The 26,845-nt window shown below is 61.8% G+C and carries 25 protein-coding genes; 15 read left to right on the forward strand and 10 right to left on the reverse strand.

Annotated elements, in window-relative coordinates; all coding sequences use genetic code 11:
- From AB4Y87_RS24680 to AB4Y87_RS24690, 3 genes are all read left to right on the forward strand, one after another.
- On the forward strand, positions 1–75 hold a 75-nt coding region (locus AB4Y87_RS24680; protein ID WP_442006885.1), incomplete at its 5' end, for a CoA transferase.
- Positions 72–1,217: a CaiB/BaiF CoA transferase family protein gene (locus tag AB4Y87_RS24685; protein ID WP_442006861.1), complete on the forward strand. Its 1,146-nt coding sequence runs from the start codon at positions 72–74 to the stop codon at positions 1,215–1,217. The genes AB4Y87_RS24680 and AB4Y87_RS24685, both read left to right, overlap by 4 nt.
- Positions 1,218–1,388: 171 nt before the next feature.
- Complete coding sequence (locus AB4Y87_RS24690; RefSeq protein WP_442006862.1) at positions 1,389–3,545, forward strand: amylo-alpha-1,6-glucosidase; 2,157 nt, start codon at positions 1,389–1,391, stop codon at positions 3,543–3,545.
- Between the two features lie 31 nt (positions 3,546–3,576).
- On the opposite strand, the gene AB4Y87_RS24695 is transcribed toward AB4Y87_RS24690, so the two are convergent.
- Positions 3,577–4,311 (reverse strand): IclR family transcriptional regulator, encoded by a 735-nt coding sequence (locus tag AB4Y87_RS24695; RefSeq protein ID WP_442006863.1) that lies wholly within the window; start codon positions 4,309–4,311, stop codon positions 3,577–3,579.
- 153 nt (positions 4,312–4,464) lie between these two features.
- Here AB4Y87_RS24695 and AB4Y87_RS24700 point away from each other — a divergent pair, with 153 nt between their 5' ends.
- Both AB4Y87_RS24700 and AB4Y87_RS24705 read left to right on the forward strand, forming a co-directional pair.
- Complete coding sequence (locus AB4Y87_RS24700; RefSeq protein ID WP_442006864.1) at positions 4,465–5,151, forward strand: SDR family NAD(P)-dependent oxidoreductase; 687 nt, start codon at positions 4,465–4,467, stop codon at positions 5,149–5,151.
- A gap of 94 nt (positions 5,152–5,245) precedes the next feature.
- A complete protein-coding gene (locus tag AB4Y87_RS24705) occupies positions 5,246–6,469 on the forward strand; it encodes an MFS transporter (RefSeq protein WP_442006865.1) in 1,224 nt (407 codons plus the stop codon).
- Positions 6,470–6,629: 160 nt separating this feature from the next.
- Here the strand turns inward: AB4Y87_RS24705 and AB4Y87_RS24710 are convergent, their stop codons facing one another.
- Positions 6,630–7,835: a cation:proton antiporter gene (locus tag AB4Y87_RS24710; protein ID WP_442006866.1), complete on the reverse strand. Its 1,206-nt coding sequence runs from the start codon at positions 7,833–7,835 to the stop codon at positions 6,630–6,632.
- Between the two features lie 235 nt (positions 7,836–8,070).
- On the opposite strand from AB4Y87_RS24710, the gene AB4Y87_RS24715 reads away from it, so the two are divergent.
- Positions 8,071–9,753: a RecQ family ATP-dependent DNA helicase gene (locus AB4Y87_RS24715; protein ID WP_442006867.1), complete on the forward strand. Its 1,683-nt coding sequence runs from the start codon at positions 8,071–8,073 to the stop codon at positions 9,751–9,753.
- A 20-nt stretch (positions 9,754–9,773) separates the two neighbouring features.
- Here the strand turns inward: AB4Y87_RS24715 and AB4Y87_RS24720 are convergent, their stop codons facing one another.
- Both AB4Y87_RS24720 and AB4Y87_RS24725 read right to left on the reverse strand, forming a co-directional pair.
- On the reverse strand, positions 9,774–10,697 hold the full coding sequence (locus AB4Y87_RS24720) for an NAD(P)H-hydrate dehydratase (RefSeq protein ID WP_442006868.1): 924 nt from the start codon (positions 10,695–10,697) through the stop codon (positions 9,774–9,776).
- On the reverse strand, positions 10,675–11,460 hold the full coding sequence (locus AB4Y87_RS24725) for a histidine phosphatase family protein (protein ID WP_442006869.1): 786 nt from the start codon (positions 11,458–11,460) through the stop codon (positions 10,675–10,677). Before AB4Y87_RS24725 ends, AB4Y87_RS24720 begins: the two co-directional genes overlap by 23 nt.
- A gap of 182 nt (positions 11,461–11,642) precedes the next feature.
- Here AB4Y87_RS24725 and AB4Y87_RS24730 point away from each other — a divergent pair, with 182 nt between their 5' ends.
- Positions 11,643–12,956 (forward strand): NAD(P)/FAD-dependent oxidoreductase, encoded by a 1,314-nt coding sequence (locus AB4Y87_RS24730; RefSeq protein WP_442006870.1) that lies wholly within the window; start codon positions 11,643–11,645, stop codon positions 12,954–12,956.
- 2 nt (positions 12,957–12,958) lie between these two features.
- Here the strand turns inward: AB4Y87_RS24730 and AB4Y87_RS24735 are convergent, their stop codons facing one another.
- A complete protein-coding gene (locus tag AB4Y87_RS24735) occupies positions 12,959–13,237 on the reverse strand; it encodes a DUF3040 domain-containing protein (protein WP_442006871.1) in 279 nt (92 codons plus the stop codon).
- A 202-nt stretch (positions 13,238–13,439) separates the two neighbouring features.
- On the opposite strand from AB4Y87_RS24735, the gene AB4Y87_RS24740 reads away from it, so the two are divergent.
- Positions 13,440–13,901: a GatB/YqeY domain-containing protein gene (locus tag AB4Y87_RS24740; protein ID WP_442006872.1), complete on the forward strand. Its 462-nt coding sequence runs from the start codon at positions 13,440–13,442 to the stop codon at positions 13,899–13,901.
- A gap of 28 nt (positions 13,902–13,929) precedes the next feature.
- Here AB4Y87_RS24740 and AB4Y87_RS24745 read toward each other — a convergent pair whose 3' ends face one another.
- The 4 genes from AB4Y87_RS24745 to AB4Y87_RS24760 all read right to left on the reverse strand — a co-directional run bounded on the left by AB4Y87_RS24745 (position 13,930) and on the right by AB4Y87_RS24760 (position 16,600).
- Complete coding sequence (locus AB4Y87_RS24745) at positions 13,930–14,661, reverse strand: DUF72 domain-containing protein (RefSeq protein WP_442006873.1); 732 nt, start codon at positions 14,659–14,661, stop codon at positions 13,930–13,932.
- A 42-nt stretch (positions 14,662–14,703) separates the two neighbouring features.
- The gene (locus AB4Y87_RS24750) at positions 14,704–15,576 is read right to left on the reverse strand and encodes a glycosyltransferase (protein WP_442006874.1); all 873 of its coding nucleotides are present in this window, start codon (positions 15,574–15,576) and stop codon (positions 14,704–14,706) included.
- A 108-nt stretch (positions 15,577–15,684) separates the two neighbouring features.
- Entirely contained in the window at positions 15,685–15,927 is a 243-nt protein-coding gene (locus AB4Y87_RS24755) for a hypothetical protein (RefSeq protein WP_442006875.1), read from the reverse strand.
- Positions 15,928–16,141: 214 nt separating this feature from the next.
- Entirely contained in the window at positions 16,142–16,600 is a 459-nt protein-coding gene (locus AB4Y87_RS24760) for a MarR family winged helix-turn-helix transcriptional regulator (RefSeq protein WP_442006876.1), read from the reverse strand.
- Positions 16,601–16,739: 139 nt separating this feature from the next.
- On the opposite strand from AB4Y87_RS24760, the gene AB4Y87_RS24765 reads away from it, so the two are divergent.
- From AB4Y87_RS24765 to AB4Y87_RS24790, 6 genes are read left to right on the forward strand one after another with little or no spacing between them, the layout of a single operon-like run.
- Positions 16,740–17,681, forward strand: coding sequence for an SDR family NAD(P)-dependent oxidoreductase (locus AB4Y87_RS24765; RefSeq protein WP_442006877.1), 942 nt, complete (start codon positions 16,740–16,742; stop codon positions 17,679–17,681).
- A 13-nt stretch (positions 17,682–17,694) separates the two neighbouring features.
- Positions 17,695–18,585, forward strand: a complete 891-nt coding sequence (locus tag AB4Y87_RS24770) for an amidohydrolase family protein (RefSeq protein WP_442006878.1) — start codon at positions 17,695–17,697, stop codon at positions 18,583–18,585.
- A 1-nt stretch (position 18,586) separates the two neighbouring features.
- On the forward strand, positions 18,587–19,816 hold the full coding sequence (locus AB4Y87_RS24775) for an acyl-CoA dehydrogenase family protein (RefSeq protein ID WP_442006879.1): 1,230 nt from the start codon (positions 18,587–18,589) through the stop codon (positions 19,814–19,816).
- A gap of 41 nt (positions 19,817–19,857) precedes the next feature.
- Entirely contained in the window at positions 19,858–20,313 is a 456-nt protein-coding gene (locus AB4Y87_RS24780; RefSeq protein WP_442006880.1) for a MaoC family dehydratase, read from the forward strand.
- Positions 20,314–20,356: 43 nt separating this feature from the next.
- Entirely contained in the window at positions 20,357–21,682 is a 1,326-nt protein-coding gene (locus AB4Y87_RS24785; RefSeq protein WP_442006881.1) for an MFS transporter, read from the forward strand.
- A gap of 12 nt (positions 21,683–21,694) precedes the next feature.
- Positions 21,695–23,245 (forward strand): acyl-CoA synthetase, encoded by a 1,551-nt coding sequence (locus AB4Y87_RS24790; protein WP_442006882.1) that lies wholly within the window; start codon positions 21,695–21,697, stop codon positions 23,243–23,245.
- A gap of 109 nt (positions 23,246–23,354) precedes the next feature.
- Here AB4Y87_RS24790 and AB4Y87_RS24795 read toward each other — a convergent pair whose 3' ends face one another.
- Positions 23,355–23,579, reverse strand: a complete 225-nt coding sequence (locus AB4Y87_RS24795) for a hypothetical protein (RefSeq protein WP_442006883.1) — start codon at positions 23,577–23,579, stop codon at positions 23,355–23,357.
- A gap of 143 nt (positions 23,580–23,722) precedes the next feature.
- Here AB4Y87_RS24795 and AB4Y87_RS24800 point away from each other — a divergent pair, with 143 nt between their 5' ends.
- Positions 23,723–26,623 (forward strand): helix-turn-helix transcriptional regulator, encoded by a 2,901-nt coding sequence (locus tag AB4Y87_RS24800; protein WP_442006884.1) that lies wholly within the window; start codon positions 23,723–23,725, stop codon positions 26,621–26,623.
- Positions 26,624–26,845: the final 222 nt, after the last annotated feature.

The raw sequence follows: 26,845 nt of genomic DNA on the forward strand, positions 1-26,845 counted from the left end.
GGAATCCGGGTACTTGAGTTCGGACACGTGATTGCAGGGCCATTCGCGGCAAGCCTGCTGGGCGATGACACGTGATTGCAGGGCCATTCGCGGCAAGCCTGCTGGGCGATCACGGTGCCGAGGTGATCAAGATTGAGCGCCCGAACCAGGGCGACAGCCTGCGGAAGATGGGCCCGCGAAACGCCCGCGGGCTCTGGTTCGAGGTGAGCGCACGGAACAAGAAGAGCGTGGAAGTTGACCTCGGCAGCGCCGACGGGGCGGCCTTCGCCCGCGAACTGGTCCAAAGCGCCGATGTCGTCATTGAAAACTATCGTCCCGGAGTCATGGAACAGTGGGGGCTGGGATGGGAGGACATCCATGCCATCAATCCCCGGGCAGTGATGCTGCGGATCTCTGGATTCGGCCAGAGCGGCCCGTACAGCGCCCGGCCGGGATTCGGAAAAATCAGTGAAGCCTTCAGCGGCGCCACGAACCTCACCGGCTACACCGACGGCCCACCCGTCCACCCTGGCTACTCCCACGGGGACCTGGTGACCGGTGTCTTCGGCGCCTTTGGCGTGATGCTTGCCCTCCATGAGCGCAACACCTCCGGGCTCGGACAGATGATCGACCTGCCCCTGTATGAAGGCCTGTTCAGGATGATCGATTGGCAAGTGCCCTTCCTTGAAGTACTGGGCATAGATTCCACCCGCGCGGGAGCATCATTCCCCTTTGCCGGCGGCTTCATCACCGAAATTCTGCCCACCATCGACGGGAAGTTCGTGGTCGTATCCGCGGCCACCGGAAAGCACGTCGGCAACGTCGTGGCCTTCCTCCAGGAAGGTGGACACCTCCAGGTCACAGGCGAGGACGACATCCCGGTCTCAGTCATCAAAGATGCCCTCGGCGCCTGGCTGGGAACCCAAAACTCCGAGGAAGCAGTCAACAGCCTCAAATCCGTCGGGGTGATCGCGGAAAAAGTCAGCAAACCCAGCGACATCGCCCAGGACCCCCACATCGCCGCCCGACACAACCTCGTCCCCGTACACAGCGAAGAATACGGAAAATTCACCGTACCCGCCCCCGTCCCCCGCCTCTCACGAACCCCCGGCCAAGTCCGCTCCCTCGGCCCAAAACTCGGAGCACACAACAAACTCCTCAACGCACCCCCCACCAAAATCAACGTTGGCCCCGAGTCTTTATCGGCCTTGTCGGTGGGCGCCGTAGAGGCGGGCTGATGCCTGCCGGAGGACTATTACTGAGGTAACGTTTTCCCGTCGCGGAGGTTAATCACGAGTCAACTCGGCCTGTTGCCTCCAGTGGCCCACGGGCGTAGCGTCAGCAGCAGGCGTCCGGCTGGGATCCTTGCAGTGGTGAGCCGTTGAAATCCGTCGGTTGAAGGAGCCGGGATGACAGGATGGAATGCTGACACTGCTGCCGGGCCAGTGGGGGCAGGGTCGGTCACCCTGGTTGAGGGCTCATCCTTCTGCATCTCATCAGCCAACGGCGACATGTACCCGGAATTCCCGCAAGGGCTGTTCGTCGAAGACACCCGTATATTGTCCCGCTGGAACCTAACTGTCAACGGCGCGCCATTGGAGGCGCTGGCCGCGAAGGCGAGGGAGCCGTACCGGGGTATTTTTGTTGGACGCGTAGCGCGCTCCGATGCCTACGCGGACAGCCCGCTCATTATCGAACGTCTCCGGGAAGTGGAGGCCGGAGTCCTGGAAAAAATCACTGTTCGCAATCACTCGCCCAATGCTGTCCAGTGCCTGGTGGCCCTTCAAGTAGAGGCAGACTTCGCGGACCTCTTCGAAGTTAAAGAGGCACGCATCCAGCGGCGCTGGGACGAGTCCCGTGAAGCGAAGGATGATTCATTAACCATTCGGGCCGCCTGGCAAGACATCAGGAAAGGCGTTTTGGTGACGGCTGAGGGAGCCGAAATGGCCGCTGACGGTCCGCTTTACCGGTTCAGCGTCCCGCCAAACGGGGAGTGGAGTGCCACCGTGAGCGCCGTGCCGCTCGCCGATGGAAGCGGTACAGCAGCTCGGTTTGTTCGGCCGGAAGACGGAGAGCTGTCTCCTCGCGATCGGCGCCGCGAGGAGTGGGTGTCCAGGATTCCTGTGTTGCGTATCAGCAACCGCTCAATCGAACGGACCCTTCGGCGGAGCTACGAGGACCTGGGTGCACTTCGCATCGAGGATCCCGACCACCCGGAAAGGGTGGTCGTGGCCGCTGGCGCGCCATGGTTCATGGCCCTGTTCGGACGCGATTCACTTTGGGCGTCCCTCATGGCGCTGCCGGTGGATCCGTCCCTGGCCTTCGGGACCATCCAAACGCTGGCGGACCGACAAGGGAGCGTTGTGGATGAAAGAAGTGAAGAGGAGCCGGGTAAGATCCTGCATGAAGTGAGATTCGACGTCTCCAGCGGGTTGGCGCTGGGCGGCAAATCTACTTACTTCGGCAGCATCGACGCAACCCCGCTGTTTGTGGCTCTGTTCGGGGAGGTCAGCCGTTGGGGTTTCGCTCCGGAGACGATCTCAAGCCTGCTGCCACACGTTGACCGGGCATTGGACTGGATCATTAATTACGGGGACAAAGACGGCGACGGTTTTGTCGAGTATGAGCGACTCAACGACCGCGGGTTGATCAACCAGGGCTGGAAGGACTCTTGGGACGGCATCAACTTTGCTGACGGAACCTTGGCCGAGCCGCCGATCGCGTTGTGCGAGGTACAAGCGTACGTTTACAGCGCATACCTGGCCCGTTCCTGGATGGCCTACGACGCCGGCGATTTGGAGCTTTCGGCCCAATACCGGGATCGCGCGGTGAGGCTAAAGAGGCAGTTCAACGAACAGTTCTGGCTGCCCGACCGTGGCTACTATGCTGTCGCCTTGGACGGCCGAAAGAGGCCGGTCGATGCCTGCACATCCAACATGGGTCAATGCCTCATGTTCGGTATCGTAGACGCCGACAAAGCTCCCATGGTTGTCGAACGGCTCATGTCCCCGGAGATGTTCAGCGGCTGGGGCGTGCGAACCTTGGCTAGCGACATGCGCGCCTTCAACCCCGCCAGCTACCACAATGGATCAGTTTGGCCCCATGACAACGCGATCATTGCCAACGGACTGGTGCGCTACGGGTTCGTGGAGCAGGCGCAGCGGATTTCCACTGCATTGTTTGAGGCGGCCGAGTACTCGGAAGGGCGGTTGCCCGAATTATTCTGCGGCTTCAGCCGGGAGCAATTCGACGAACCCGTCCCCTATCCCACGGCATGCTCACCGCAGGCATGGGCAGCGACCACCCCCATTCAGTTGGTGAAGAACCTGATGGGGTACTACGCCGACGTCGGCCGCGGCGGCCTCTGGCTGGATCCTGTCCTCCCGAAATCATACGGTGATCTGCACATCACCAATGCGCCGATGGCGGACGGCCGCATCACCATCGACATCATCGATTCCATCCCAACGGTCCAAGGACTGCCCGACGGCATGCAGTTCCATCACGGAATCCGGCCCAGGGCGGCCGATTTGGCGGAACGGGCGAGGGCGCCGAAAAAGGGATAGCAGGCCTTTCGCGATCGCGCATTTACGCCTCTTAGAGCCATTCCTGGTTGGCCGGCCGTACGGCGTCGAGTTCCTGGCGGATCTTTTCGCCGATCTTAACGAGGCGTGCTTTGGGGAGGCGGCTGGTGGGCCCGGCAACGGCGATCGCGGCGCGGGGAGTGACGGCGACGGCGACGCAGGAGATACCGGCCCGCTGGCTGTCCAGGTCCAGAGCGAAGCCGAGGCGCCCTGCTTCCGCTATCTCCCGGGCGTATTGGGTCCATGAGTCCGGGTCGTCGCCACGTAGGGACGCCGCGAGATCGGTATCGGCGGCGAGCAGGACATGACCGAGGGCTTCACCGAGCAATGACTTGCGTTCACCCGGCCTGACGGCAAGGTGCAGGGGCTTGTTCGACTGCACTGCGTCGACGCAGAGGTAGTCGTGGCCGGTGACCAAGGCGAGGAACGTGGATTCGCCGGATGCTGCGCTGACGTTTTGGAGCACGGGGCGGATGCGTGTTCGGAGGGCCTGTTCGGCTTCGGCGTCCAGTCGTTGGAGGCGGTTGACCTTCCCGGTGAGCCGATAGGTCCCGCCCTTCTTGTCCTGGGTGATGTACCCAAGCTCTTCGAGAGAGGCGAGCAGGTTGTGGGCGGTGCTGCGGTTGAGACCAGCGCCGTCAGCAACTTCACTCAGGCGGGCTCCTTCGGGCTGCATGGCGATGCGCTCGAGCAGCTCGAATGCACGCTGCACCGACTGAACCACGCGACCAGATGATTTGGATTCCATAATGCTGAACGATAGCAGGTCTTTGTTTGACATCATGGATTCCGGGCGCCCACGATTGGTTGCGGGAGGTACGCCCGAGGCGGCCGCCACTTTCCTCTCAGGACCGGATTGCCTCCCACCCATCGATCCTCCATCAGGAAGAGACACACAGCTATGGCACGCATTGTTCTGATTACCGGCGCGAACCGCGGTTTGGGCCGTGAGCTCGCATCTCAGTTGGCAGGCGACGGCGACACCGTCCTGCTCAGCGCCCGCAACGAGCAGGCGGCCGTCAAGGCGGCCGAAGAGATCGGCGGCGATGTCCACCCGATCCAGCTCGACACCTCCGACCAGGCGAGCATCGACATGGCGGCGCGGAAGATCGAGGCCGAGTACGGCCGAGTCGATGTGCTGGTCAACAACGTTGGCGGCCTCTTCGGCTACGACCAGCAGCCCTCTGCGGTCGCCCTGGACAAGGTACAGGAGACGCTGGACCTCAACCTTTTCAGCAAATGGCGCACGACCCAGGCGTTCCTGCCGCTGGTGCGCAAGTCTGAGAACGGCCGCATCGTTAACGTCTCCAGCGAGGCCGCTTCGCTGGCGCGCATGGGTGCGCACACGTCGGCGTACAGCGCCTCCAAGGCGGCGCTGAACGCCTTCACGGCGGCGCTGGCCGCGGAGCTGAAGGACGAGGGCATCATCGTCCACGCGGCGTCGCCGGGCTGGACGGCAACCGACCTCGGCGGGGAGGGCGGCCGTCCCGTTCCCGAGGGCGCTGCCAGCATCAAGCACATCGTGAATCTGCCCGCCGACGCGGGCAGCGGCGGTTTCTACCAAGACGAGAAAGTCGTTCCCTGGTAAGACCCCATAGCACAGGGTCAGGGCCGCCTATGCGGTCCTGACCCTGCCGCCTTTCGCGGGCGGCACCGTCATCACGGACCCTACCCGGAGAATCATGACTGACTTAACACCCTCACGTCCCAGCACCGCGCCAGGCAAGGACATCGCGCAGTTCCGGCGGTTGGTGCCGGTGTGGTGGCTCGTGCTCATGGCCTCCCCGGTCGCTGCGGCGAACAACGCCGCGGTGCTGATCCTCGACGATATCGGCACCAGCCTAGGCACCACGGCTGTCAGCGCGGCATGGCTTGCCACCGTCTTCGGCCTCGTCCTCGCCGCCGCGACCCCGTTGCAGGCCGCCCTCATGCGCCACCGCGGCCAGCGTACCGTGCTTGTCACCAGCGCGGTCCTCGTCGCAGCGGGCACGCTCATCGTCCTGCTCTCGCCCTGGCTGTCACTCGCTGTTGCCGGGCGCGCCATCCAGGCAGCCGGCGGCGCTGGGCTGAACGTGCTGGCTATCGCCCTGGCCGGCAGTGCACGCAGAGTCGGAACCATCAGTGCGGGCATGGGGCTCTTCGGTGCGGTCAGCCCGCTCATCGGCACGCAGCTCGCTGCAGCAGTCTCATGGCGTCTGGCACTGTCTATGCTGGCGGTCACGCTGATTGCGGTGCCCTTTGTGAACCGCTCCCTCACCCGGAGCACCCCCAGCCGGGATCGCTTCGACGCCTGGGGCGCGCTACTCGTCGTCGGGCTCTCCGGCAGCGTCGTCCTGTTCGCTACGAACGCGACCGCCTCCCTGATCACCGCCGGAACCGCGCTCACCCTGCTCATCGTGCAGATCCGTCGCCGCCCCGAGGGGTACGTGCCGGCCACCACCATTACCTCGGGCAAGTTCCTCGCCGCCGCGGGTCTGACCCTGACGCTGTCGACCGGCTACTTCACGCTCCTGTTCGTCATCCCGCAGCTGCTCATCACCCGCGCCGGCTGGACCAAGGACGGAGCTGCCACCGGGCAGCTGATTGCAATGGTTTGTGCCTCCCTGGCGACACTCGGGTTCACCGCCATCGCCGCCCGCTTCTCCCTCGCCCGGGTGCGAACTGTACTGGTCGCAGCCGGAGTGATCGCCGTCACTGCCGCGATCTTCGCGAGCGCCCCCGTGCTCCTGCTCGCAGGGATCTTCCTGGCACTGTTCGCCGCGACCTCCGCGAACGCCACCCAGGTTGCGGTGGCGACCGCCGCCGTGCCCTCGAAGGAGAAGCCCACCGCGATCGGCCTGTTCACTTTGCTCTACCTGCTCGGCGGCGCGATCGGTCCGGCCGTGGCATCCGGGCTCGTTCTTTAACCCAGGGCCCTGCCGCTACAGGCTGAGGCTCTCTGATTCAAGACCAACGGGCTGGTACTGCTCGTCTCTGCCACAGTAAAGGGCTGGGGACACCCAAATCCGGGCGTCCCCGGCCCTTTGCCGTGGCTCCGAAGTATTTGCGCGTCGTCAGAGTCCTGGGCTATGGCACTTCCCCCTGGGGCACAGGTGTCCTGCGTTGCCGTTCACGCTGACCCTGCCGAAGCGCCAACAGCGGGAACAGGAGCACAGAGAGCATGCCGGCCCCAACCAGTGCTGATGAGATTCCGCTTGAAATGAACCCCTGATCCCGGCCAATGGCTGTGACGGCAACGATAATCGGCAGGCCGGTTGCCCCGAAAAGCATGATCGCCCGTTTCTCCGCGAAAGTGGACCTGGGCGGGGCAGCAAGCATCGACGGCAGGCCGCGGATGATCAGCAGGAGGAGCAGGAACAGAGGGAGCAGCGCCAATGCCATGGCGCTGGACGTGAGTGCGCCGAGATCGAAATCTATGCCCGTATCGATGAAGAAGATGGGCACCAGGAATCCGAACGCGACGGCGTCGAGTTTGGTCTCGATCACCTTCCGGTCCCGTTCGGGTGCGCGCGCAATGGCCACCTTCCAGAGGACGCCCGCCGCGAATGCCCCCAGCAACATGTCCAGTCCCAGGACCATGCTCAGCACGACGAGCACGGTCAGGATGAACATGATGGAGCGGACAGCGAACTGGCCGCTCGTGTGGAGGGTCCTGGTGACCTGCGAGTGGAACAGCGTGTGCTGTGCCCTGGAGGCCAGGAAAATCGCAATGCCGGCCAGGAGCACAAATCCGAGCAGCACTGCCGTAGCCGGTCCCAGCTCCCTGCCGCTGAAGAACAGCGAGATTGCTATCAGGGGACCAAACTCGCCAGCTGCGCCCAATGCCGTGACGGCGATCCCCATCGGGGATTTTGATTCACCGGAATCGCGAAGAATGGGCAGCAATGCTCCCAACGCCGTGGAGCACAGCGCCACCCCGATGATGACCGCTGCCTCTGGTGTGGGGGCCAGGAGAAAGCCTGCGCCAACGCCCGCGGCCAACGAGATCACCCAGCCAGCGGAGGCGCGGATGGCGGGACGGCCCCGGATATCGGCGAAGTCAATCTCATTGCCGGCCACAAAGAAGAGCATCGCCAGCCCGAAATCGGCCAGCGTATCCGTGAACTGGGTAGATTCGATCCACCCCAACACGCTGGGACCCAGCAGGATTCCGAGGACGATCTCGAACACCACCAGCGGCACCTTGACCGCCCGGTCAAGGAAGCGCACCGCAAGGGGTGCCGTCACAGCTAGGAGAGCGATCAGAACCAAGGATGTAGACAAGCCCTGCATCAGCGGTACCTCCGGTACCTCGGCCGCTTTTGAAGGACTCGGCCGCTTCGAAGGAAAAGTAATCCAAAGCTACCGCCACACCGTCGATGACGCCATGACACGGGTCTTTCTGTAGCCGGCCAGAGTTATCCACATGCAGGAAGAAGCGCACGACGGCGGGTCCCGGCCCGCGTTAGTCTGGTTACCTCGGCTGAAGCAAGCGGCCGCAACACCCACTGTGCGGAGTCGTTTTCCAATGTCCGATGATCCAGACCTGGGCGCCCTTGCGGCGTCTTCCTTTTCCCTGCATAGGCTGCGCGACGGTCAACTCGCGGCCATGAATGCCCTCGTATCCGGCCGCGACGTCCTGGCCGTCATGCCCACTGGGTACGGTAAATCAGCCACCTACCAAGTAGCAGCCATGTACCTCTACAACCAAACGGGACGCCCCGCCGTCGTGGTTTCTCCGTTGATTGCTTTGCAGGAGGACCAGCTGGATGGGCTGAACGGGCAGTTGGGTGACGGCGTTGCTGTAGCCATTAACTCCTCGCGTAGTGACTTGGAGGTGGAGGATGCCTGGGAGGCAGCGGAGTCGGGCAAAGCGACTTTCCTGTTTCTTGCCCCGGAGCAGTTGGCCAAACAGGAGACTGTGGACCGCATTGCCAAACTGGACATCACGATGTTCGTGGTGGACGAGGCCCACTGCGTCTCTTCCTGGGGTCATGATTTCCGCCCCGACTACCTCGACCTGGGAAATGTCCGGGAACGATTGGGAAACCCTCCGACGGCAGCCCTTACCGCTACAGCCTCACCGCCCGTGCGCGATGAGATTCTTGAACGGCTGGGGATGAAAGATCCGCTGGTCCTGGTCCGTGGCTTTGACCGGCCCAACATCAGCCTTGACGTGGTCCGCCATCAAGAGGACAAAGGCAAACGAAAAGCAGTCCTGGAGCAAGTTGCCACTCTGGCCAAGGGAGGCGAGCGGGGGCTCCTGTACGCCGCCACCCGCAAGGACACCGAAAAGTACGCCGCCAAACTGGCAAAGGAAGGGCTCCGCGCCGAGGCATACCACGCGGGCCGGTCGGATGCTGACCGGGAGCGCATCCATGAGCAGTTCCTGGACGATCAGCTGGACGTCGTGGTTGCCACAACAGCCTTCGGCATGGGTATCAACAAACCCAATGTGCGGTTCGTCGTCCATGCCGACATTCCAGAATCACTGGATGCCTATTACCAGGAAATCGGCCGTTCCGGACGCGACGGGAAACCGGCCATCGCCACACTGCATTACCGCGAAGAGGATCTTGGCCTGCGGAAGTTCTTCGGTACGCATTCACCGGACCCGGATTCGCTCCTGGCAGTACTGAAGATCCTGAAAGCCGCAGGCGCTCCCGCCCCCATGGGCGCGCTCGCGGAGTTGACCGGATTCCCTCCGCGGCGTCTCACCGCACTTGTCAACCAGTTGGAGGAAGCTGGCGCTGTCACTACTGGCACGCGCGGCGTTCGTCTGGCATCCAAAGCCAAACTTTCGGCGCTCGTCGCCCGCGCCGTCGAACTGGCCGAGGCCCGACAGCGCGTCGACCAGTCCCGGCTCACCATGATGCGTGCGTACGCGGAGACGGACAGTTGCCGCCGGCAGTTCCTGCTGGGCTATTTCGGTGAGGAACTTTCGGAGCCGTGCGGCAATTGTGATGCGTGCGCCGCTGCTTCCAACGCCGGCAATGATTTCAGCAGTACAGAGGAAGAGCGCGGAGACGAACAGCATGCTGGCGAAAGTGATCCATTCCCGCTGCAATCCGCTGTGATTCACAAGGAATGGGGTCCGGGACTGGTGATGAGGCATGAGGACGACGTCATCACCGTGTTGTTCGAGCAAGAGGGCTACAAGACGCTCTCCCGCAGGGCAGTTGTGGAACATGAACTTCTGAAGCCTGCATAGATCCTGTGAGGCTCAACGTTTCAGGTGTTGAGCTCCAGCATCAGGGCGGGCAATTCGTCGGCGAGCTCGCGTGCAAGGAATCCGAGCGGGCCAAGCTTGCTGGCCAAGCGGTCGGCCGCGGCGGCGTGGAGGTGGGTTCCCCAGCAGGCAGCCTGTGCGTCGCTGGTTCCACGCGCCCGGAGACCGGTGATGGCGCCGGCCAGTACATCTCCACTGCCTGAGGTACCCAAGCCGCCGTACCCGGTGGTGATCTTCCAAAGTTCCGGCTCCCCAGGCGCTTCCCCTGACGGACGTGCAATTACGCCCTGGCAGCTCACCACCGCGCCATACTGTTCGGCGACGGCGGCAACGTCATTTTCCAGGTGGTTTACGTCCCGTCCCAGCAGGATCCCGGCCTCTGTCGGATTAGGGGTGAGAATCAGTCGGCCCCGCCAAGGTTCCAGCCTCTCCTTTATCTTCACCAGCCCGCCGAGGGCGTAGGCGTCGAGGACAAAGGCGGGCCCTTCGCCTCCAAGCTCCTCCCGCTCCAACAACCTGGTGAGCAATTCCCCGGCCAGATCTGAATCATCCAGGCCGGGCCCGACCAACACGGCATCTGCCCTTTCCAAATACCTTGAGATCAGGTCCAAACCCTCACCGGTAACGGAACCATCGGCAGTCTCCGGTAAGCCCACCGCTCCGCACTCCGGGAAAGCTACTCCCACCTGCACGGCCACGGACTCGGCGACAGCCAGGGTAATCTTTCCCGCCCCGGCGCGTAGGGCGGCGATGCCGGCCAGGATGGTGGCGCCTGGAGTGGTTCGCGCCCCGCCGATCATCAGCACAGCGCCGCGGGAGTATTTATCTTCGCCAGGAGCTGGCAGAGGCCAATCGCGCAGAAGGGATGGCGTCACTTGCCTGGGGCCGTTGGTGTCGTGGGAATCACTGTGGGTGGACACTGGCATCTCCGGCATGCTCTGTAACCGTGACGCCCTGTTCGGTGAGGTGGTCGGCCACGTTGAAGCTCTCGAGCGTCCACGGCCCAGCCCCCGACTGGCGCACGTACCGGGTAATCGAGGCGTTGAGCACAGTTGCACTGGCCGCGAGGTCCAGGATCTCCCGTTCGGACATCCCCTCCAGGACGTATCGGACCAGCAGGATCACCGCATCATGGCAAACGAGCATCACGCGGTGTCCCCGTCCCAGACTGTTCAGCTCGTCCAGGACGGACCGCAGGCGAAGCGCGACGTCAGCCCAGGATTCACCTCCCGGGGGCCGGTAGTACAGCTTTCCCAGCCAAAGGCGACGTTCTGCCTCGTCGGGGTAACGCGTTTCCACGCCTATGCGGGTAAGTCTGTCCAAAATGCCCAATTCCCGGTCCCGAAGGCGTTCATCCGTATGGACTTTCAGGGGCCAGCCAGCTGTTTGGACGGCAATTTCCGCTGTCTGAAGGGCGCGCGCATAGGGGGAGGAGACTACCGTGTCCGGGCGGATCTCCTCCGGAATCCTGGCCAGCGCCGTTCCCAGTGCCTTGGCCTGATCCTGGCCTGTTCCCGAGAGGTTGACGTCCGGGTCCCTGGCGGGGACGTCAATGACCTCAGCCCGCGCCAGGCGAGCTTCCGTCGCGGCCACGTTGCCTTCGCTTTCTCCATGCCGGACCAGCAGCAATTCAACAGCCCCGGCCTCCTGCACCGCCTCTGTCAAGCCGTCGTCGTTCAAGAAAACCAACTCCTTCGCGCGCCTTGCCGAATGCAGAACACTACCCACTGCGTACCCACGGGACCAGAGAATAAACGCACGACGGCGACCTTCCGCTCCCGCGCTGGCGGCCACCCGGCGTCGAAATTTTGTGGACAGGCGAAGAGCGTCAAGCACTGTTGTCCGGACCCACGGTGAAGTAAGTTGCTGGCATGGAGGACACATACCAAGTCATCGTTGTGGGTGCCGGATTTGCAGGTGTTGCGGCAGCCAAAAAACTAGGCCGGAAGGGCGTACGCGTCCTGCTGATTGACTCGAATAACTACCATCAGTTCCAACCGCTCCTTTATCAATTGGCTACATCCCAGATTGGGGTTTCAGCCATTACGCGCCCACTGCGCTCCGTTTTCCGCCGCTACAAGACCGTCAAAGTCCTGACTGCGAGCATTGCCTCTATTGATGCTGCGCAAAGGTCAGTCACCACAGCCGATGGCGTGACTTTGCGGGCGGAGATCCTGGTCGTTGCGGTAGGTGCCGTTCCCAATTTCTTCAACACGCCCGGCGCCGAGCAACATGCTTTCCCGCTGTACTCCGTTACGGACGCCACCAGGCTGGGCACAGCCATTACACGGCTACTTGATCAGGCCGACCGAAGCACTGAGAGTCTTGTGGATGTCGTAGTGGTCGGAGGAGGTCCGACTGGCGTGGAAACCGCCGGGGCCATGGCTGAAAACGTGAAATATATGGTCCGCAAATACTTCTCGCCTGAGCTAGCTGCGCGCTGCCGCGTACACCTGGTGGATTTGGTTCCGAGTGTGTTGAACATGTTTTCCACGAAGTCCCAGCGGTACGCCACCGAACGTCTTCAGAAGGTGGGCGTTCAGTTGCACATGGGGGTGGGCGTAACCGAGGTGCGAAGCGATGGTGTGGCTTTGGCAGATGGAAGCTTCGTCCCCGCGCAGATCGTTGTATGGGCAGGCGGGTTGAAAGCCGGGGATCTCATCGCCAATTCCGGGCTGACGCAGGGGAAAGGTGGACGGGTGGATGTTCGCCCAGACCTGACTGCCCCGGACGTGGATGGCGTGTACGTGATTGGGGATGCAGCGAACATCACCGATTCCACAGGCGCAAAGTTGCCCCAGCTCGGCTCCGTGGCCCAACAGGCCGGAAAATGGGCAGCCAGCAACATCCTCGCCGACCTTACTGGGGGTAGCCGTACTCCCTTCCACTACGTCGACAAAGGCTATATGGCCATGGTTGGACGTGGTGCTGCTGTGGCAGAACTCGGCCGCAAGCGAATCCAGTTGCAGGGCCTTTTCGCTTTCTTGTCCTGGCTCCTGGTTCACTTGGCCCTGTTGTCCGGGGTACAGCAGAAGGTCCGTGCCCTGTTTTCCTGGCTCAACGGGTACCTCCTGCACAGCCCCGCGCAGGTTGTGGTCAGCGGTCCAACCGAGAAGGAGCTCGCTGGCGTAAGTCGTCCCGAGGTACCTCCGGCCACAACCCGGCCAAGTCTGGAAAAGGAATAGGCTCAGCCGGGGATGTAACGGGACTTGTGAATGTGATGGGCCACTAAGCCCCACGCCATCAGAAGGAAGCCGCAGTATCCCAAGGGGGACGGACTAATCGGTATGGCCAACAGCATCAGCAGCACGCCAAGTGCTACTCCAAAGACGTGGCGGGCCTGGGGTTCATAAGGGCGGCGCGCGGGGATTCCTGTTTCCAGTTGACGGGCCAAGTCCGGGTCCTGGATGAAAAGTTCCCGTTCGAGTTGCTGCAGCACCCTGCGCTCCCTTTCGTTTAGATGCATGGTTGTCCCTCCCATGTAGCGCTAAGGCTCCTCGGTGCGATCGGTGAGCCAGCCGGTTCCTTCCAGGAAATCCAGCGGCACAACAAGCTAAGCATGCTTACTAAATGCTCCGCAAGGAAAATTTTCCGAACGGTCATTCCGGCCACCGTCGACCTTGAGGACTGACTACGATGGCAAGTAGGAACCCCACTCAAGGAGCACAATGTCACTGAAAGACCGCCTCAAAGCAGACGTCGTAGGGCACATGAAGGCGGGCAACAAGACAGCGCTCACCACCGTGCGGAACGTGCTGGGGGAGATCACCACCCGGGAGAAGTCGGGCAAAACACCCATCGAGTTGGACGACGCGCAGGTTACTTCACTGCTTCAAAAGGAAGCTGCCAAGCGTCGGGATACCGCACGCATCTACACCGAAGCCGGGGAAGCAGGCAGGGCAGCCGCGGAAGTTGCTGAGGCAGAAATCATCGAGGCGTACCTCCCCAAGCCGCTAAGTCGCGAAGAAGTGGAAGGCATCGTCGACGAAGCCATCGCGGCCTTGAAAGCCGAAGGGCAGGAACTCTCAATGCGTTCTATAGGCGCCGTCATGAAGCCGGTCACTGCCAAGGTTGCAGGACGCTTCGACGGCAAGACCGTCAGCGAGATTGTGCGAGGTCGCCTGAGCTAGGACGGGCGGCTGGCTCATCCTTAGCGAGTCAGCCGATCCCCAGCAGCCATCGCAAAGTGTCGGCATTGCGCACGGCGTTACCACCGCCGTCGTTGTTGAAATAGGCGTACACGTCCTTGCCCGAGCCGTTCCACTCACGGATCCGATCCGCCCACCAGCGAAGATCCTCCTCCGAATACGAGCCGCCATAGAGGTGCTCAGGATCTGGTCCGTGAAGCCGGACGTAAACGAACGGCGCGGTAGCGCGGAGGATGCAGGGCAGATGGGCGCCGCTCATGATGCAGTAGGCGGCCTCGTGGCGTTCAAGTAATCCGTATACGTCAGGGTGGTCCCAGCTTTCGTGCCGAAACTCCACCGCCACGCGAATCCAGTGGGGTAGGGCTGCCAGGAAGTAGTCGAGGCGGGCATCATCACGGGCAAAATCAGGAGGAAGCTGGACAAGCAGCACGGCTCGTTTGTCACCCAGCTCGTGCCAGCAGCGGGTAATGCGTTCCACCCACACCTCAGGGCTGTACAGCTTTTTCCCATGCGTGAGACCGCGGGGTGCCTTGACCGACATCGCAAATCCAGCAGGCAGGCGATCGTGCCAGCTTTTGAACGCGGTGTCCCGTGGCCAGCGGTAAAAACTTGCGTTGAGCTCAACCGTGTCAAAACGCGCCACGTAATGCGCCAGGCGCTTGGCCGTGGGCAGGCCCGGTGGGTAGAGCACGTTTTCCCAGTGGTCGTAGCTCCAGCCCGAGGTACCGATGCGGATACTCATGCTCTGGATGGTAGTCCTCGTGAACGCGCTGGCCGGGTCATGTCATGCCTCGGGTCGGACGCCAAGCACTACGTCGTAAGCCTCTACGCGGCGGTCCTTCACTGTGGTGGGCGACTCCAAATGGACGGCGCCCGAGGGAAGAATTCCTGCACCCCCGTACCTCTCCATCACTTGCCACTGCGCCACCACATCCTCGCCAGCGTGGTCGGCGGGAAGTTTGGGCCAGAATGTGAAGCCTCCCGAATCCAGCAGAGCCTGCTTGTTGTAAAGGACACATCCCCCAAGCCAAGCCACCCTGTAGGGCACCCATTCGCCTGGAGTCAGGGAAAGATCGGCGCTGAGGTGGCTCAGATTGGCGGCATTATGAAGGGGCCAGCGGTCAAAGCCTGGCGTGTTCGGTCGAACGAGCTCCGCCGTTACAGGACCCTCCCATCGCTCAAATGCGGCGGTCTCCTCGGGTCTCCTGTCATCCAGATACGAGAGCCCCTGCGGTGCCATGCCCACGAAACCGCAGCCAAGCTCATCCAATGCGTGGTTCAACCGCTCAAGGGCACCCGGTTCGAGCCACACGTCATCATCGAGAAACAGGCACCGGCCCGCTGTTGATTGCTCGAGTAGAAACTGCCGATGCTCAGCCAACCCGCGCCGTGGCATATGACGGAGCAGCCTGACCGGTCGCCCTTGCGCCCGGAGCACCCGAACCATTCCAGCGGCGGCAGGATGGTCCCAGTCCGGAGTGTCGGAGGATTGGTCGCTGACCACCACGCTAAAGGAGGGTTCGGATTGTGCAGCCAACCCGGCAAGTGCAACTGCCACTTCGGCCGGGCGGTTGCAGGTAGGGATGAGCACGTCCACAGCCACCGTGTCGGGGGTGTCCAGAGGCCACGCCCAATGCTCGGATGATCTCCTGCTCACAGCACACCTCCTGCCGTCAGGATCGGCATGGATTACGAAGGGTATGCCCGTATCTGTACCCATCCGGGTGGGATCTATTCCTGGCCGGCGGCGCCAGTTACCACCTATTTAGGATTGGATGGCGGCCCTGGCAATCAAAGCCTGGAGGTCTTCGGCAACCTTGGCTACTTCGCGCTGTCTTGCGTTCCGCGTCGACTTGGCTGCGTGGGGGGAGGGTCGCGTGGCGCGGGGAGAAATGCGTGTACGGGCTTCAGGACGGAACACGCCATCGCGTCCAATCCTTGGATCACGAACGGGCGCGTCGACGGTGACGCGGCCCTGGAGGGGGTCGTGGAAGAGTGGGAGATTCATGGTCCATTCCGGGTGACAGGATGTGAACCTTGATCCTGACACATGCCCGAGCGCCGCGAAATGGACGGTTGCCTACCTGCGCTTCGGAAGACTGTGCACATGTCCATGCTGGCGTCATTCAGCCTATGGCCCGACTAATGGTCGCTTTTACAACCACTGAGGCCGATAATGCCATGAGCATTATTCGCTCACTTTGACGATGCCCGGACTGGAACTAGCCCCACAGAGCCTTCTTCAGTAGTGCCCTGAGTTGAGCGTTCTCCTCTTCGCTTAACGGGGCGAGTTGGGTTTGCTCGCATACCTCAAGGGCGGCGCGGGCCTTCGTGTGGATCCGACGGCCCTCGGCTGTGGAGACGATGATCTTGGCGCGCCTGTCTTGTTTTCCCTGCGCGCGCTCAACCAGGCCCCGGTGCTCCAGATCGTCCACGAGGCTCACAACCTGACTGGGGTCAAGGCTGAGGAAATCGGCGAGTTCGCGCTGGGTCGGTTCGAGTCCGCTGCAGGCGAGCGTCAGTACTGAAAAGGACCTTTCCCGCAGTCCAAAGTCGCTGAGCGCACGGTTATTCAGGACTGACCCTGTGGCGTGGAGCTTGGCGAGCAGCAGGCCGACGTCGTTCCCAATTTTTGCGGCCGCGAGGCGCGGTGTTTCGACGTTGGTGCTTTGCGGGCCCATGACAACTCCAATAGTAAATAAAAACAATCGTTGACTTTTTCAATGATCCGTAATCTCATTGATCATGACAAGGATCTCACGGGGTAGTGGGATCGGCCCCACCGGCTCCGGCCGGTTACAGCATGCGAAGGAGCACGCCATGAGCTTGAACGGCAAGGTTGCAATCGTCACGGGGAGCGGACAGGGTCTTGGACTCGCTTACGCACGTGAACTCGCCCGCCAGGGTGCCGCCGTCGTGGTCAATGACGTGAACGCTGAGACCGCCGCAGAAGCAGTGGCGCTGATTGAGGCCGACGGCGGCCGGGCCACCGCCGTCGTGGTTCCGGTGGGCACCACGGATGCTGCGAAGGCGCTGGTCGCTGGAGCTGTTGAGGCCTTTGGACGGCTGGACATCCTGGTCACCAATGCTGGCATCCTGCGGGACAAGAGCCTGTTGAAGATGACCGACGAGGACTTCGACCTGGTCATCAACGTCCACTTGAAGGGCACGTTCACGTGCGTGCGTGAGGCGTTCGCGTACTTCAAGGAAAACAACGTTTCGGGCCGCATCGTCACCATAGGTTCACCCACGGGCCAGCGTGGGAACTTCGGCCAGACCAACTACGCCGCGGCCAAGGCCGGGATCGTGGGCATGGTCCGGACGTGGGCCCTTGAAATGAAAAAGGCGGGAGTCACAGTGAACAGCGTGATCCCTGTGGCGGCGACTGCAATGACCAAGACAGTTCCCTACTTCCAGAAGGCCGTGGAGGCCGAGGAACGCGGCGAGGCCATGCCGTCCTTCTTCCGTCACGACCTCGGATTCGGCACCGCCGACGACGTCGCTGGGCTTATTGCCTTCCTCGCCTCGGACGAAGCTTCCGGGATTACCGGGCAGGCGATCGGCGCTGGCGGTGACCGGCTGCAGGTCTGGACGCACCCGACGGCGGCCAGCACCAAATACCGCGACGGCGGTTGGAGCTATGAGGCGCTCCGCGAAAACGCGGGGTCCCTCTTTGGAGCGGACGTCCTGCAGAGCTACGGCGAGGAATTCCTGCCGCTGCCTGAAGAACTCCAGCCCGAGCCTGCGGCTGTAACTGCTTAGGGCCCCGCTGATCATGGCCGACCGTTACGAACTTGGCATCGACGCATCCACGGTGGATGCGATCGACATGCACGTCCATGTGGAGGTGGACAGTTGCGGGCACGGATCCCTGCCGGACGCGCTGACTGAGGCGTCGGCGAAGTACTTCAAAGCGGAGGATCGAACACCGTCCCTGGACCGGATCGCGGATGTGTACCGCGAACTGAACATGGCCGCCGTCGTCTTTACGGTCGACGCACGGACCCAGCTCAAGCATGAGCCCAACAGCATCCCGGAACTGATTGCCGGTGCTGCCCGGAACAATGATGTGCTGATTCCGTTCGGCAGCGTGGACCCCCGTACGGGGGAGGACGCGATCACCGGTGCGAAGCATCTGGCCATTGAGCTTGGCGCCCGCGGTTTCAAGTTCCACCCCTCGTTGCAGGGCTTCGATCCGTCCAGTGAACAGTTCTACCCTCTCTGGGAAACGCTCCAGGAACTTGGGCTGCCCTGTATTTTCCATACCGGGCAGAACGGCATGGGCGCGGGGCTCCCCGGCGGGTATGGCATCAAGTTGGCATTCTCGAATCCGCTGCTGCTCGACTCTGTGGCCGCGGACTTCCCTGGTCTGCCGATCATCATGGCCCACCCCGCGGTGCCGTGGCAGGAGGAGGCGAACTCGATTGCGACGCACAAGTCCAACGTGTTCATCGACCTTTCCGGGTGGTCGCCCAAATACTTCCCGGAGTCGCTGGTCCGGCTGTCCAATTCTGTGCTGCAGGACAAGGTGCTGTTCGGAACGGACTTCCCGTTGATCACCCCGCAAAAATGGCTCGGAGCATTCGCTGACCTGCCCCTGAAGGACGAGGTCCGTCCGAAGGTCCTCAAGGGCAATGCCGTCCGGCTGCTCGGGCTGGATGGCTGAGATGACTGCGAGTGCTGTGGAACAGCGGCTCTACTCCGCAGCGGACTTGTATGACGCGGAGTCACTGTTGTCTGCTGACGAGCGTCAGGTGCTATCCCGGTTGCGGGACTTCCTGGACATCGAGGCCAAGCCCCTGCTGGCTGAGTATTGGGAACGGGGCGAGTTCCCGGAGCAGTTGGCGCAGCCCCTGATCGACCTGAACCTCATGGAACCCTTTGCGTCGCCTGCGCGTGGGATCTACCACGGCTTCCGGATCTTCGAGCTTGCACGTTCGGACGCTTCGTTGGCCACGTGGTACACGGCCCAGGCTGGGCTCCTCCGAACCGCGATCCAAGTGGGTGCCTCTGAGGAGCAGCAGCGCGAATGGCTACCCAGGGTCATCGAATTCTCGCTCAAAGGCGTGTTCTCCCTGACCGAACCGGACCACGGCTCGGACATCGCCGGCGGACTCTCCACTACAGCCCGTTTCGAAGCAGTCGCCGACGGCGGCGCTGGCCCCGATGGCGGAGCTGACGACGGCGGCTATTGGGTTTTGGACGGCGCCAAGCGGTGGATCGGGGGAGCCTCCACAGCTGACGTGCTGTGTGTGTTCGCGCGCGATGTCAGGGATGGACAGATCAAGTCGTTCCTCGTGGACCGGGCCGCGCCAGGCGTCACCGTGGAGAAGATCCATGGCAAGACGGCGCTGAGAATGATGCAGAACGCACACATTACCCTCGAACGCGTGCGGGTTCCTGAGGCCATGCGCCTGCAGAACGTGAACTCGTTTAAGGACGTCGCCGCCATGCTCCGGGCTATGCGTTCGGATGTTGCATGGATCGCCACCGGCATCCAAGCCGGAGCGTTCGAAGCAGCGTTGGCCTACGTCAACAAACGTCAACAGTTCGGCCGTTCCCTAGGCTCCTTCCAGCTGATCCAGGAAAAGCTTGCCAGGATGCTGGGCAATATCACGGCGTCCATCTCGCTCGTGATCCGATTGACCGAACAGCAAGCCCTCGGTATGTACAGGGACCAGGACTCGGCCTTGGCAAAGATGCAGACCAGCCTGATGATGCGCGAAACCGTCGCGTTGGCCCGCGAAGTGGTGGGCGGTAACGGCATCACGCTCGCCGCCGACGTCGCGCGTTTCCACGCCGATGCGGAAGCCGTCTATTCCTACGAGGGCACCCACGATATCAACGCCCTCATCGTCGGCCGCGCCCTTACCGGCGTCAGCGCCTTTACGCACTAACAGACACCTCACCAAACAGACACCTCACCAAGGAGGCAACAATGCCCAATCTCGTCGTCGATTTCGACACCCTGCTTACTATGTCGGGAAAGGATCTCGGCACTACCGATTACCGCGAGATCACCCAGCAGCAGATCAGCCTGTTCGCCGACGCCACCGACGATCAGCAGTGGATCCACGTCGATCCTGAGCGCGCCAAGGATGGCCCCTTCGGCGCCCCGATCGCCCATGGATTCCTCACTTTGTCCCTGATCATCCCGTTCTGGAGTGAGCTTTTCGACGTCGACGGCGTCACCACCAAAGTGAACTACGGCCTGGACAAGGTCCGCTTCACTTCACCGGTGAAGGTCGGCTCGAAGGTCCGCATGAACGGCAGCATCGGCGAGGTCACCGAAGTCAAGGGCGGCGCCCAGATCAAAGTCAACGCCACCATCGAGATCGAAGGCCAGGAACGCCCCGCCGTCGTAGCCGAATTCCTGGCCCGCTTCTACAAGTAAACCCCTTTCAATAGACCCACCCCTCCTCTCCCAAGGAACAGCCATGTCAGGACACACTGCACTCGCCACTCCGAGCACGGCCGCGAAGCGCAAAGAAGCGCGTACGGTCATTTTGTCCAGCTATCTGGGCAGCACCATCGAGTTCTACGACTTCCTGCTGTACGCAACTGCCGCTGCGGTCGCTTTCCCCAAAGTCTTCTTCGCGGGCACTGATGAGTGGGTTGGCGTCGTAGCCGCCTACGCTACTTTCGCCGCCGGCTATGTTGCGCGGCCCCTGGGTGGCATCATCTTCGGCCACTTCGGAGACCGGATCGGCCGGAAGGGAATGCTCATCGTCTCCATGGCGATGATGGGCATCGCCTCTACCCTGATCGGCCTGATCCCTGGCGCGAGCATCATAGGTCCGTGGGGAGCGGTGATACTGGTGGTCCTGCGCGTGTGCCAAGGTATCGCCGTCGGCGGTGAATGGGGTGGGGCTGCGCTGATGGCGTTGGAACACTCCGACCCCAAGCGGCGCGGCTTCGCAGCATCGTTCGTGAACGCGGGCGCGCCAACAGGGGCGGTACTGGGCACTATGGTCATGGGTATCTTCTCGGCGCTTCCGCAGGATGCGTTCCTGGCATGGGGGTGGCGCGTGCCATTCCTGTTGTCCTTCGTGCTGCTGATCGTCGGCATGTTCGTGCGGCTGCGGGTCTCCGAGAGCCCCATCTTTGCTGAAGCCGTGGCCAAGGAGGGGGCCCAAAGCACCAAACGCAAGATCCCGTTGCTGGAAGTGCTGCGTCGCCCGAAGGCCCTCATCATGATCATGTTCGCAGGTGCCGCCGGCTTCGGCCTCCAAGTTGTGCTGCCTACCTTCTCGATCACATATGCAGTCTCCAAGGGCGCACCGCAGCAAGGCGTTCTTTATGCCTTCGCAGGAGCCTCCGCCATCTCCATCGTGTTTGTGCTCCTGGGCGGCAGAATGTCGGACCGCTTCGGGCGCAGGCCAATCATGGTCACAGGGTTGACACTCTTTATCCTCTACCTGTTTCCGATGTTCGGCATGCTCAGCTCCGGCAACATCGCCTTGATCTTCCTGGCTTTTACGGTGGCACTCATTCTGCACTCGTCCCTCTACGGGCCACTTGCAGCATTCGTCTCCGAGCAGTTCGGAACCACCAACAGATACACGGGTGCCGCCGTCGGCTACCAGTTGGCGACCTTGATCGGTGCGGGTTTCACACCGGGCATCGTGGCTGGCCTTTACAAGGATTCTGCACAGAGCATTCTCCCCGTGGTGGTCTTCCTCTCCGTCATGTCGCTCGTCTCGATTGTGTTCATCCTGCTAACGCGGGAATCTAAGAACAACGACCTCACCTCGGTCAGTTAGGAGCACCGCACCATGGACAACAACGGAGTTGGATCCTGGCTGCACCGTCGCCGTGCCAAGTCGGGTCCCAAAACGGCCCTCGTTTCCGGGGATCGCATCCTGAGTTACACGGAGCTCGCCGACCGCACCGATTGCCTCGCCAACGCCCTGAACGAAAGAGGTGTGGTCATGGGCGACAGAGTGGCCTACCTCGGTGAAAACCATTCGTCGTTTGTTGAGACCTTCTTCGCTTGCGGGCTGCTCGGTGCGATTTTCGTCCCGCTGAACACCCGCCTCGCCGCCCCTGAGCTGCAGTTCCAACTTCAGGATTCAGGAGCACGGGTCCTGATCAGCGCCGGGGCGCTTGAAGCGGTGGCCGCTGCCTCGGTGGAGGACACTGCGGTGACACACCGGCTTGTAGTGCTGCCCGACGCCGGAACCCAAGCTGCCGCGGTCAAGCCGCCATCCGGCGTCGAAAGTTATGACGAGGTACTTTCAGCGGCAGCCGGGACTCTGCTTGATGTAGCCGTGAGCTTGGACGACCCGGCGATGATCCTCTACACCTCCGGAACCACGGGCAAGCCCAAAGGCGCACTCCTCACGCACGGAAACATCACATGGAACTGTTTCAACACAGTGGTGGACATGGACCTGAGCAAGAACGACGTCGCGCTGATGATTTCACCCCTGTTTCACGTTGCCTCCCTGGATATGGGCCTGCTGCCGATGCTGCTCAAAGGTGCCACAGTGGTGCTCGAAACCAAGTTCGACGCCGGCCGCGTCCTCAAGCTGATCGGGCAGCACAAAGTCACCACGCTCAATGGCGTGCCCACCACGTTCCAGATGCTCTGCGACCATCCCGAATGGTCGACGGCGGACCTCACTTCCCTGGACAAGCTCACCTGTGGAGGGTCTGCTGTTCCACAGCGCGTGTCGGACGCGTATGAGGAGCGGGGCATTGGTTTCACGAGTTGCTACGGCATGACCGAGACTGCCCCAGGCGCCACGATGCTCCCAGCCTCGAGGTCCAAGGAGAAAGCCGGTTCCGCAGGCCTGCCGCACTTCTTCACCGACGTCCGGATTGCCGACCCGATGGGTGGGCTCGCTCTTCCCGGTGCAGTGGGGGAGATCCAGATTTCCGGGCCAAATGTCATCAAAGAGTATTGGAACAGGCCTGAAGCCACGGCTGATAGTTACTCTGATTCACTGTGGTTCCGTTCAGGGGACATGGGCTTCAAGGACGACGAAGGCTTCTTGTTCGTCTCGGACCGCATCAAGGACATGATCATTTCCGGGGGCGAGAACATCTATCCGGCCGAAGTGGAAGCCGTGATCGCGGAACTCCCGGAGGTGGGAAGTGTTGCGGTCATCGGGGTTGCCGACCCCAAATGGGGCGAGGTTCCCCGCGCCATCGTGACACTGCTGGAAGGTGCTTCCCTGACCGAGGAGCAGCTGCGCTCGCATCTTGAAGGACGGCTTGCCCGCTACAAGATCCCCAAGTCCGTGGTTTTCGTTGAGGAAATGCCGCGGACTGCCAGCGGGAAGATTCGCAAGGTGGAGCTCAAGAAGCAGTTCGCGTCCTGAGCCCCGGTTCTTCTCTCACGTCCCGCCGTGTTTTGCCGGTTCTTCTCTCACGTCCTGCGGTGTTTTGCCGAACGTTCTCTCACGTCCTGCCGCTGATCCATGGATGGGATTACTTTTGCTCCGGGATCCAATACGGCGCGTCTACGCCGGCGCCGGTGAGGTTATCGCAGCGAACAAGTTGCGTGCCGATCCGTTCGAGGAGGCAGTTGACGTAGATTGTGGGGGTTTTGTCCTCGGGGACGTCCGCGGTTGCCTGCCCTTGGGACAGAAAAACGAACTGGACAAAGAGTAGGGCGAGGCAAAGACGCCGGGCTGGGCTAACAGGTTCACGCATGGCAAGAGTCCTTTGAGTGGTGCTTGTGGGTAACTCCACTCTGCGTCGTGCCCTCACACCGGGGCATCCGGACTTCACCCTTAAACTCACCGCAAATACCCTCGGATCTACCCCATGGGTCAGCAAGGTGCGAAGCTTGAACGGTGGCTACTAGGGCCAAATCCAACGGACCTGCTCTGGTGGGCCGGGAGGATGAACTGGCTGAACTCGAGGGCATGGTCGACGCCGTGCGCGCTGGAGCGTCCAGGACGTTTATCGTGTCCGGCGACGCGGGTGTAGGCAAGACAGCATTGGTAGGGCAGATCTGTGCCACGGCTTCCCTGGATGTACTTGTTCTCAGTGGGGCAGCACTGCCGCTGACGACACTTAAAGTGCCATTTCAAGCCCTTCGTTCGGCCTTCCACGGTGCAGCCCAGCTGGGGACGCCAGTGCCCTTCAGCAGTAACGCAATGGTCGAAGCACGGGTGGACAGTCCGCTTTTCGTTGACGAGTGGCTGACCACGCTCAGCAGTTCCAGACCCGTGCTCCTGGTGATCGATGATCTTCAGTGGTCCGACCCACAAACACTGGATATCCTGATGTTCCTCATCGCGGGGCCCGCAGACCGTTCGTTGGGCATTGTGGCCACTGTCCGTTCGGACATCCCGACGGAAAACCAGCCTCTTGAGCGATGGATGACGGACATCCGCCGGCTGCCGAGCGTGGAAGTCGTGACACTTCGGCCTCTGGACAGGCCGGCAACTGCTACCCAAATCTCCCGGCTGCTGGGTGTGCCTCCGCCCCAGTCCCTGGTTACGGACGTGTACGCACACTCCGCCGGAAACCCTTACTTCACCCGCCTCCTGATCGAGGGAATGAGAGCCAACGGCAGGCGGTTCGAGGACGGCTTTCCGCCGGATCTAAGGGGTGCCGTCCTCAGATCCTGGAAGGGCCTACCTAAAGCTGCGCAACAACTGACCCGGATTCTGGCTATTGCCGGACGATCGGTAGACGCTGCTGAACTACGCACGGTTGCCAGGGGAACTATCGCCCAGGAAACAGTTTTGCCTATGCTGCAGGCAGCTGCGACCGCGGGGATCGTGGACCTGTTGCCAGACGGCACTTACTGGTTTCACCATCCACTCATCGCGGAGATGCTCGAGCAGGGCATGGGCGGCGAGGAGAGGCGCTCTTGGCATTCAGCTTTTGCCGATGCTTATGAGAGCTCCTTGTCATTGGGACCACAGCGTACGTCCGGGACGATCGCCTCGTTGGCCGAACACCACTACCACGCTGAACGATGGGCGTCCGCCTATCAATGGACCGTTCGTGCAGCCACGGAATATGTCCACCTCGGAAACTGGGGTGATGCCCTGCGAATGTTCCGTCGGGCAGTGGAGCTCACGGACAAAGCGGGCATGGTGCCGGAGATTCTCCATGAACTCTGGGAGCAGGTCAGGAATGCCGCATTCCGCTCCGGTGACCAGAAAGCTGAACTGGAAGCTTTGGAATCATTGATCTCACTCACCAAACCCACCGCCCAACCCTTGGAGACTGCTGCTTGGCTGGTGAGGCGGATGCACCTGTCGATGTCCACGGGAAGGTCTTTCTTTGATCTGGCGGAGATGGAGCGGGCGGTTCAGCTTTCTGCGGCTCATCCTCAAAGCTGGCAGCACGCGCTGGCTTTGGCAGAGTATACGCACGCTGCGCTGTGGCTTGACCGCGATGCCGGAGCCGAAGGCGCGGCACAGGCGCTTACACTTGCCCGCCTGACAGGAAACCCCATAGCCATGTCCTACGCGCTGACAGCCGCTGCAATGGTGAAGCTCTTCGCCAGGCACCCGGAGGAGGCTTTCAGCCTGGCAAAATCCGCAGCGGACGAGGCGCTCCGAGCCAAGGATTACTGGGGGTACCTCCATGCCGTGGCTTGGCTGGCCAACTCCCAGGAGAGCTGGATCAGCCAAGAGTACGCGGACGTTCTCCACATCGCCCGCGAGGAACTTGCCAGACACGAGGCTCCCCACTCATACATCTCCAAGATCGCAGCGGATGAAGCCGGCAGCTTCCTCGGAATTGGCTCTTGGCGCGAGGCGCAGACGGCCTTGCGTATCGCCATCAGCCTGGACCCTGGTCCAATGGGGGATGTGAGCGCCCGATTGACGGCGGCACGGCTGGATGCCTTGCAAGGACGGACGCAGGATGCTTTTGTCCATTTAGCCCGCGCTGGAGAAGTGAATGACAACACTGAGGCCTATCTCAACCTCAACTTCGCGGCGATCCGTTCAGAGGTCCATGCTCTTGCCGGCCAGCCGGAGGCCTCGCTCGAAGCTGCCATGACTGGCGCCCTGCGCCCGGGACCACCACCTACCATGTGCGAGTGGTTGCTGCCCTTGGCGGCCAGGGCTCTCGCCGATCTCGTCCAAAATGCCAAGGACGAAGGAACGCCAACCGCTGGATTTCTGTCCGAAGTGGTTCAACTTGAAGAGCGCTTTCCTCATGTTTTCAACGAGCCTGGAGAACAATCGGAGCTGTACCAACGCCAAGTATTTGCCTTCGAAAGCCTCTATGCCGCGGAACTGGGCCGTGCACGGGGAGATCACGCCAATGCGGATGCTTGGATTCACACTGCTGATGCCTGCAGGGACGCTTCCCTGGCTTGGGAACATGCCTATGCATGCCAACGCGCCGCCGATGCGCTCCTCCTGCAGGGCCACAGCGCCAAGGCCCAAGCCTCGCAGATCCTCCGCAGGGGACTTCAACTGGCGCGCGATCTTCAAGCCGTTCCCGTGCAGAGGGCTTTGGAGCAACTCGCTGACCAAGCCAAGATCTCGCTAACGCCCATCACGCGGCCCAACCCTGAAGTCAGCAACCGCCATGGGTTGACGGCACGCGAGGCAACCATCCTCGACTATGTCGTTGCAGGCAGAACCTACAGGGAGATTGCTGAATCGTTGTTTATCAGCGAGAAAACGGTGAGTTCGCACATTTCCAGCCTCCTGCGGAAAACCGGCGCCTCCAATAAGTTTGATCTCGCGCGGAGGGAGCGTAAGAAATCTGACGGATGACGTACGACGACGGCGCGTGGCTAGTGCCGCCGTCGAACCTCAATGGGAGTTCCATGAGAGAACCCAGGCCAGAAAGGGCCGATATGTGAGAGAGCATGCCTCAAAATCGGCAGTTATGTGAGAGAAGATCTGCGGTCGTATGGTTTTGTGAGACAGCTTGATGGGAGCTTCACTTCAGATGACCACGCCCAGAAGAAAATACGATGCCGCTTTCCGTGAGGA

It is taken from the genome of Paenarthrobacter sp. RAF54_2 (assembly GCF_052113945.1).
GTDB lineage: Bacteria > Actinomycetota > Actinomycetes > Actinomycetales > Micrococcaceae > Arthrobacter.

Coding starts and splice junctions, on each gene's coding strand:
- AB4Y87_RS24695 (WP_442006863.1), bottom strand. CDS start 4,311: ATGGAATCCAAATCATCTGGTCGCGTGGTTCAGTCGGTGCAGCGTGCA.
- AB4Y87_RS24790 (WP_442006882.1), top strand. CDS start 21,695: ATGGACAACAACGGAGTTGGATCCTGGCTGCACCGTCGCCGTGCCAAG.
- AB4Y87_RS24730 (WP_442006870.1), top strand. CDS start 11,643: ATGGAGGACACATACCAAGTCATCGTTGTGGGTGCCGGATTTGCAGGT.
- AB4Y87_RS24700 (WP_442006864.1), top strand. CDS start 4,465: ATGGCACGCATTGTTCTGATTACCGGCGCGAACCGCGGTTTGGGCCGT.
- AB4Y87_RS24775 (WP_442006879.1), top strand. CDS start 18,587: ATGACTGCGAGTGCTGTGGAACAGCGGCTCTACTCCGCAGCGGACTTG.
- AB4Y87_RS24735 (WP_442006871.1), bottom strand. CDS start 13,237: ATGCATCTAAACGAAAGGGAGCGCAGGGTGCTGCAGCAACTCGAACGG.
- AB4Y87_RS24690 (WP_442006862.1), top strand. CDS start 1,389: ATGACAGGATGGAATGCTGACACTGCTGCCGGGCCAGTGGGGGCAGGG.
- AB4Y87_RS24765 (WP_442006877.1), top strand. CDS start 16,740: ATGAGCTTGAACGGCAAGGTTGCAATCGTCACGGGGAGCGGACAGGGT.
- AB4Y87_RS24770 (WP_442006878.1), top strand. CDS start 17,695: ATGGCCGACCGTTACGAACTTGGCATCGACGCATCCACGGTGGATGCG.
- AB4Y87_RS24745 (WP_442006873.1), bottom strand. CDS start 14,661: ATGAGTATCCGCATCGGTACCTCGGGCTGGAGCTACGACCACTGGGAA.
- AB4Y87_RS24740 (WP_442006872.1), top strand. CDS start 13,440: ATGTCACTGAAAGACCGCCTCAAAGCAGACGTCGTAGGGCACATGAAG.
- AB4Y87_RS24780 (WP_442006880.1), top strand. CDS start 19,858: ATGCCCAATCTCGTCGTCGATTTCGACACCCTGCTTACTATGTCGGGA.
- AB4Y87_RS24760 (WP_442006876.1), bottom strand. CDS start 16,600: ATGGGCCCGCAAAGCACCAACGTCGAAACACCGCGCCTCGCGGCCGCA.
- AB4Y87_RS24705 (WP_442006865.1), top strand. CDS start 5,246: ATGACTGACTTAACACCCTCACGTCCCAGCACCGCGCCAGGCAAGGAC.
- AB4Y87_RS24795 (WP_442006883.1), bottom strand. CDS start 23,579: ATGCGTGAACCTGTTAGCCCAGCCCGGCGTCTTTGCCTCGCCCTACTC.
- AB4Y87_RS24755 (WP_442006875.1), bottom strand. CDS start 15,927: ATGAATCTCCCACTCTTCCACGACCCCCTCCAGGGCCGCGTCACCGTC.
- AB4Y87_RS24785 (WP_442006881.1), top strand. CDS start 20,357: ATGTCAGGACACACTGCACTCGCCACTCCGAGCACGGCCGCGAAGCGC.
- AB4Y87_RS24710 (WP_442006866.1), bottom strand. CDS start 7,835: ATGCAGGGCTTGTCTACATCCTTGGTTCTGATCGCTCTCCTAGCTGTG.
- AB4Y87_RS24720 (WP_442006868.1), bottom strand. CDS start 10,697: ATGCCAGTGTCCACCCACAGTGATTCCCACGACACCAACGGCCCCAGG.
- AB4Y87_RS24715 (WP_442006867.1), top strand. CDS start 8,071: ATGTCCGATGATCCAGACCTGGGCGCCCTTGCGGCGTCTTCCTTTTCC.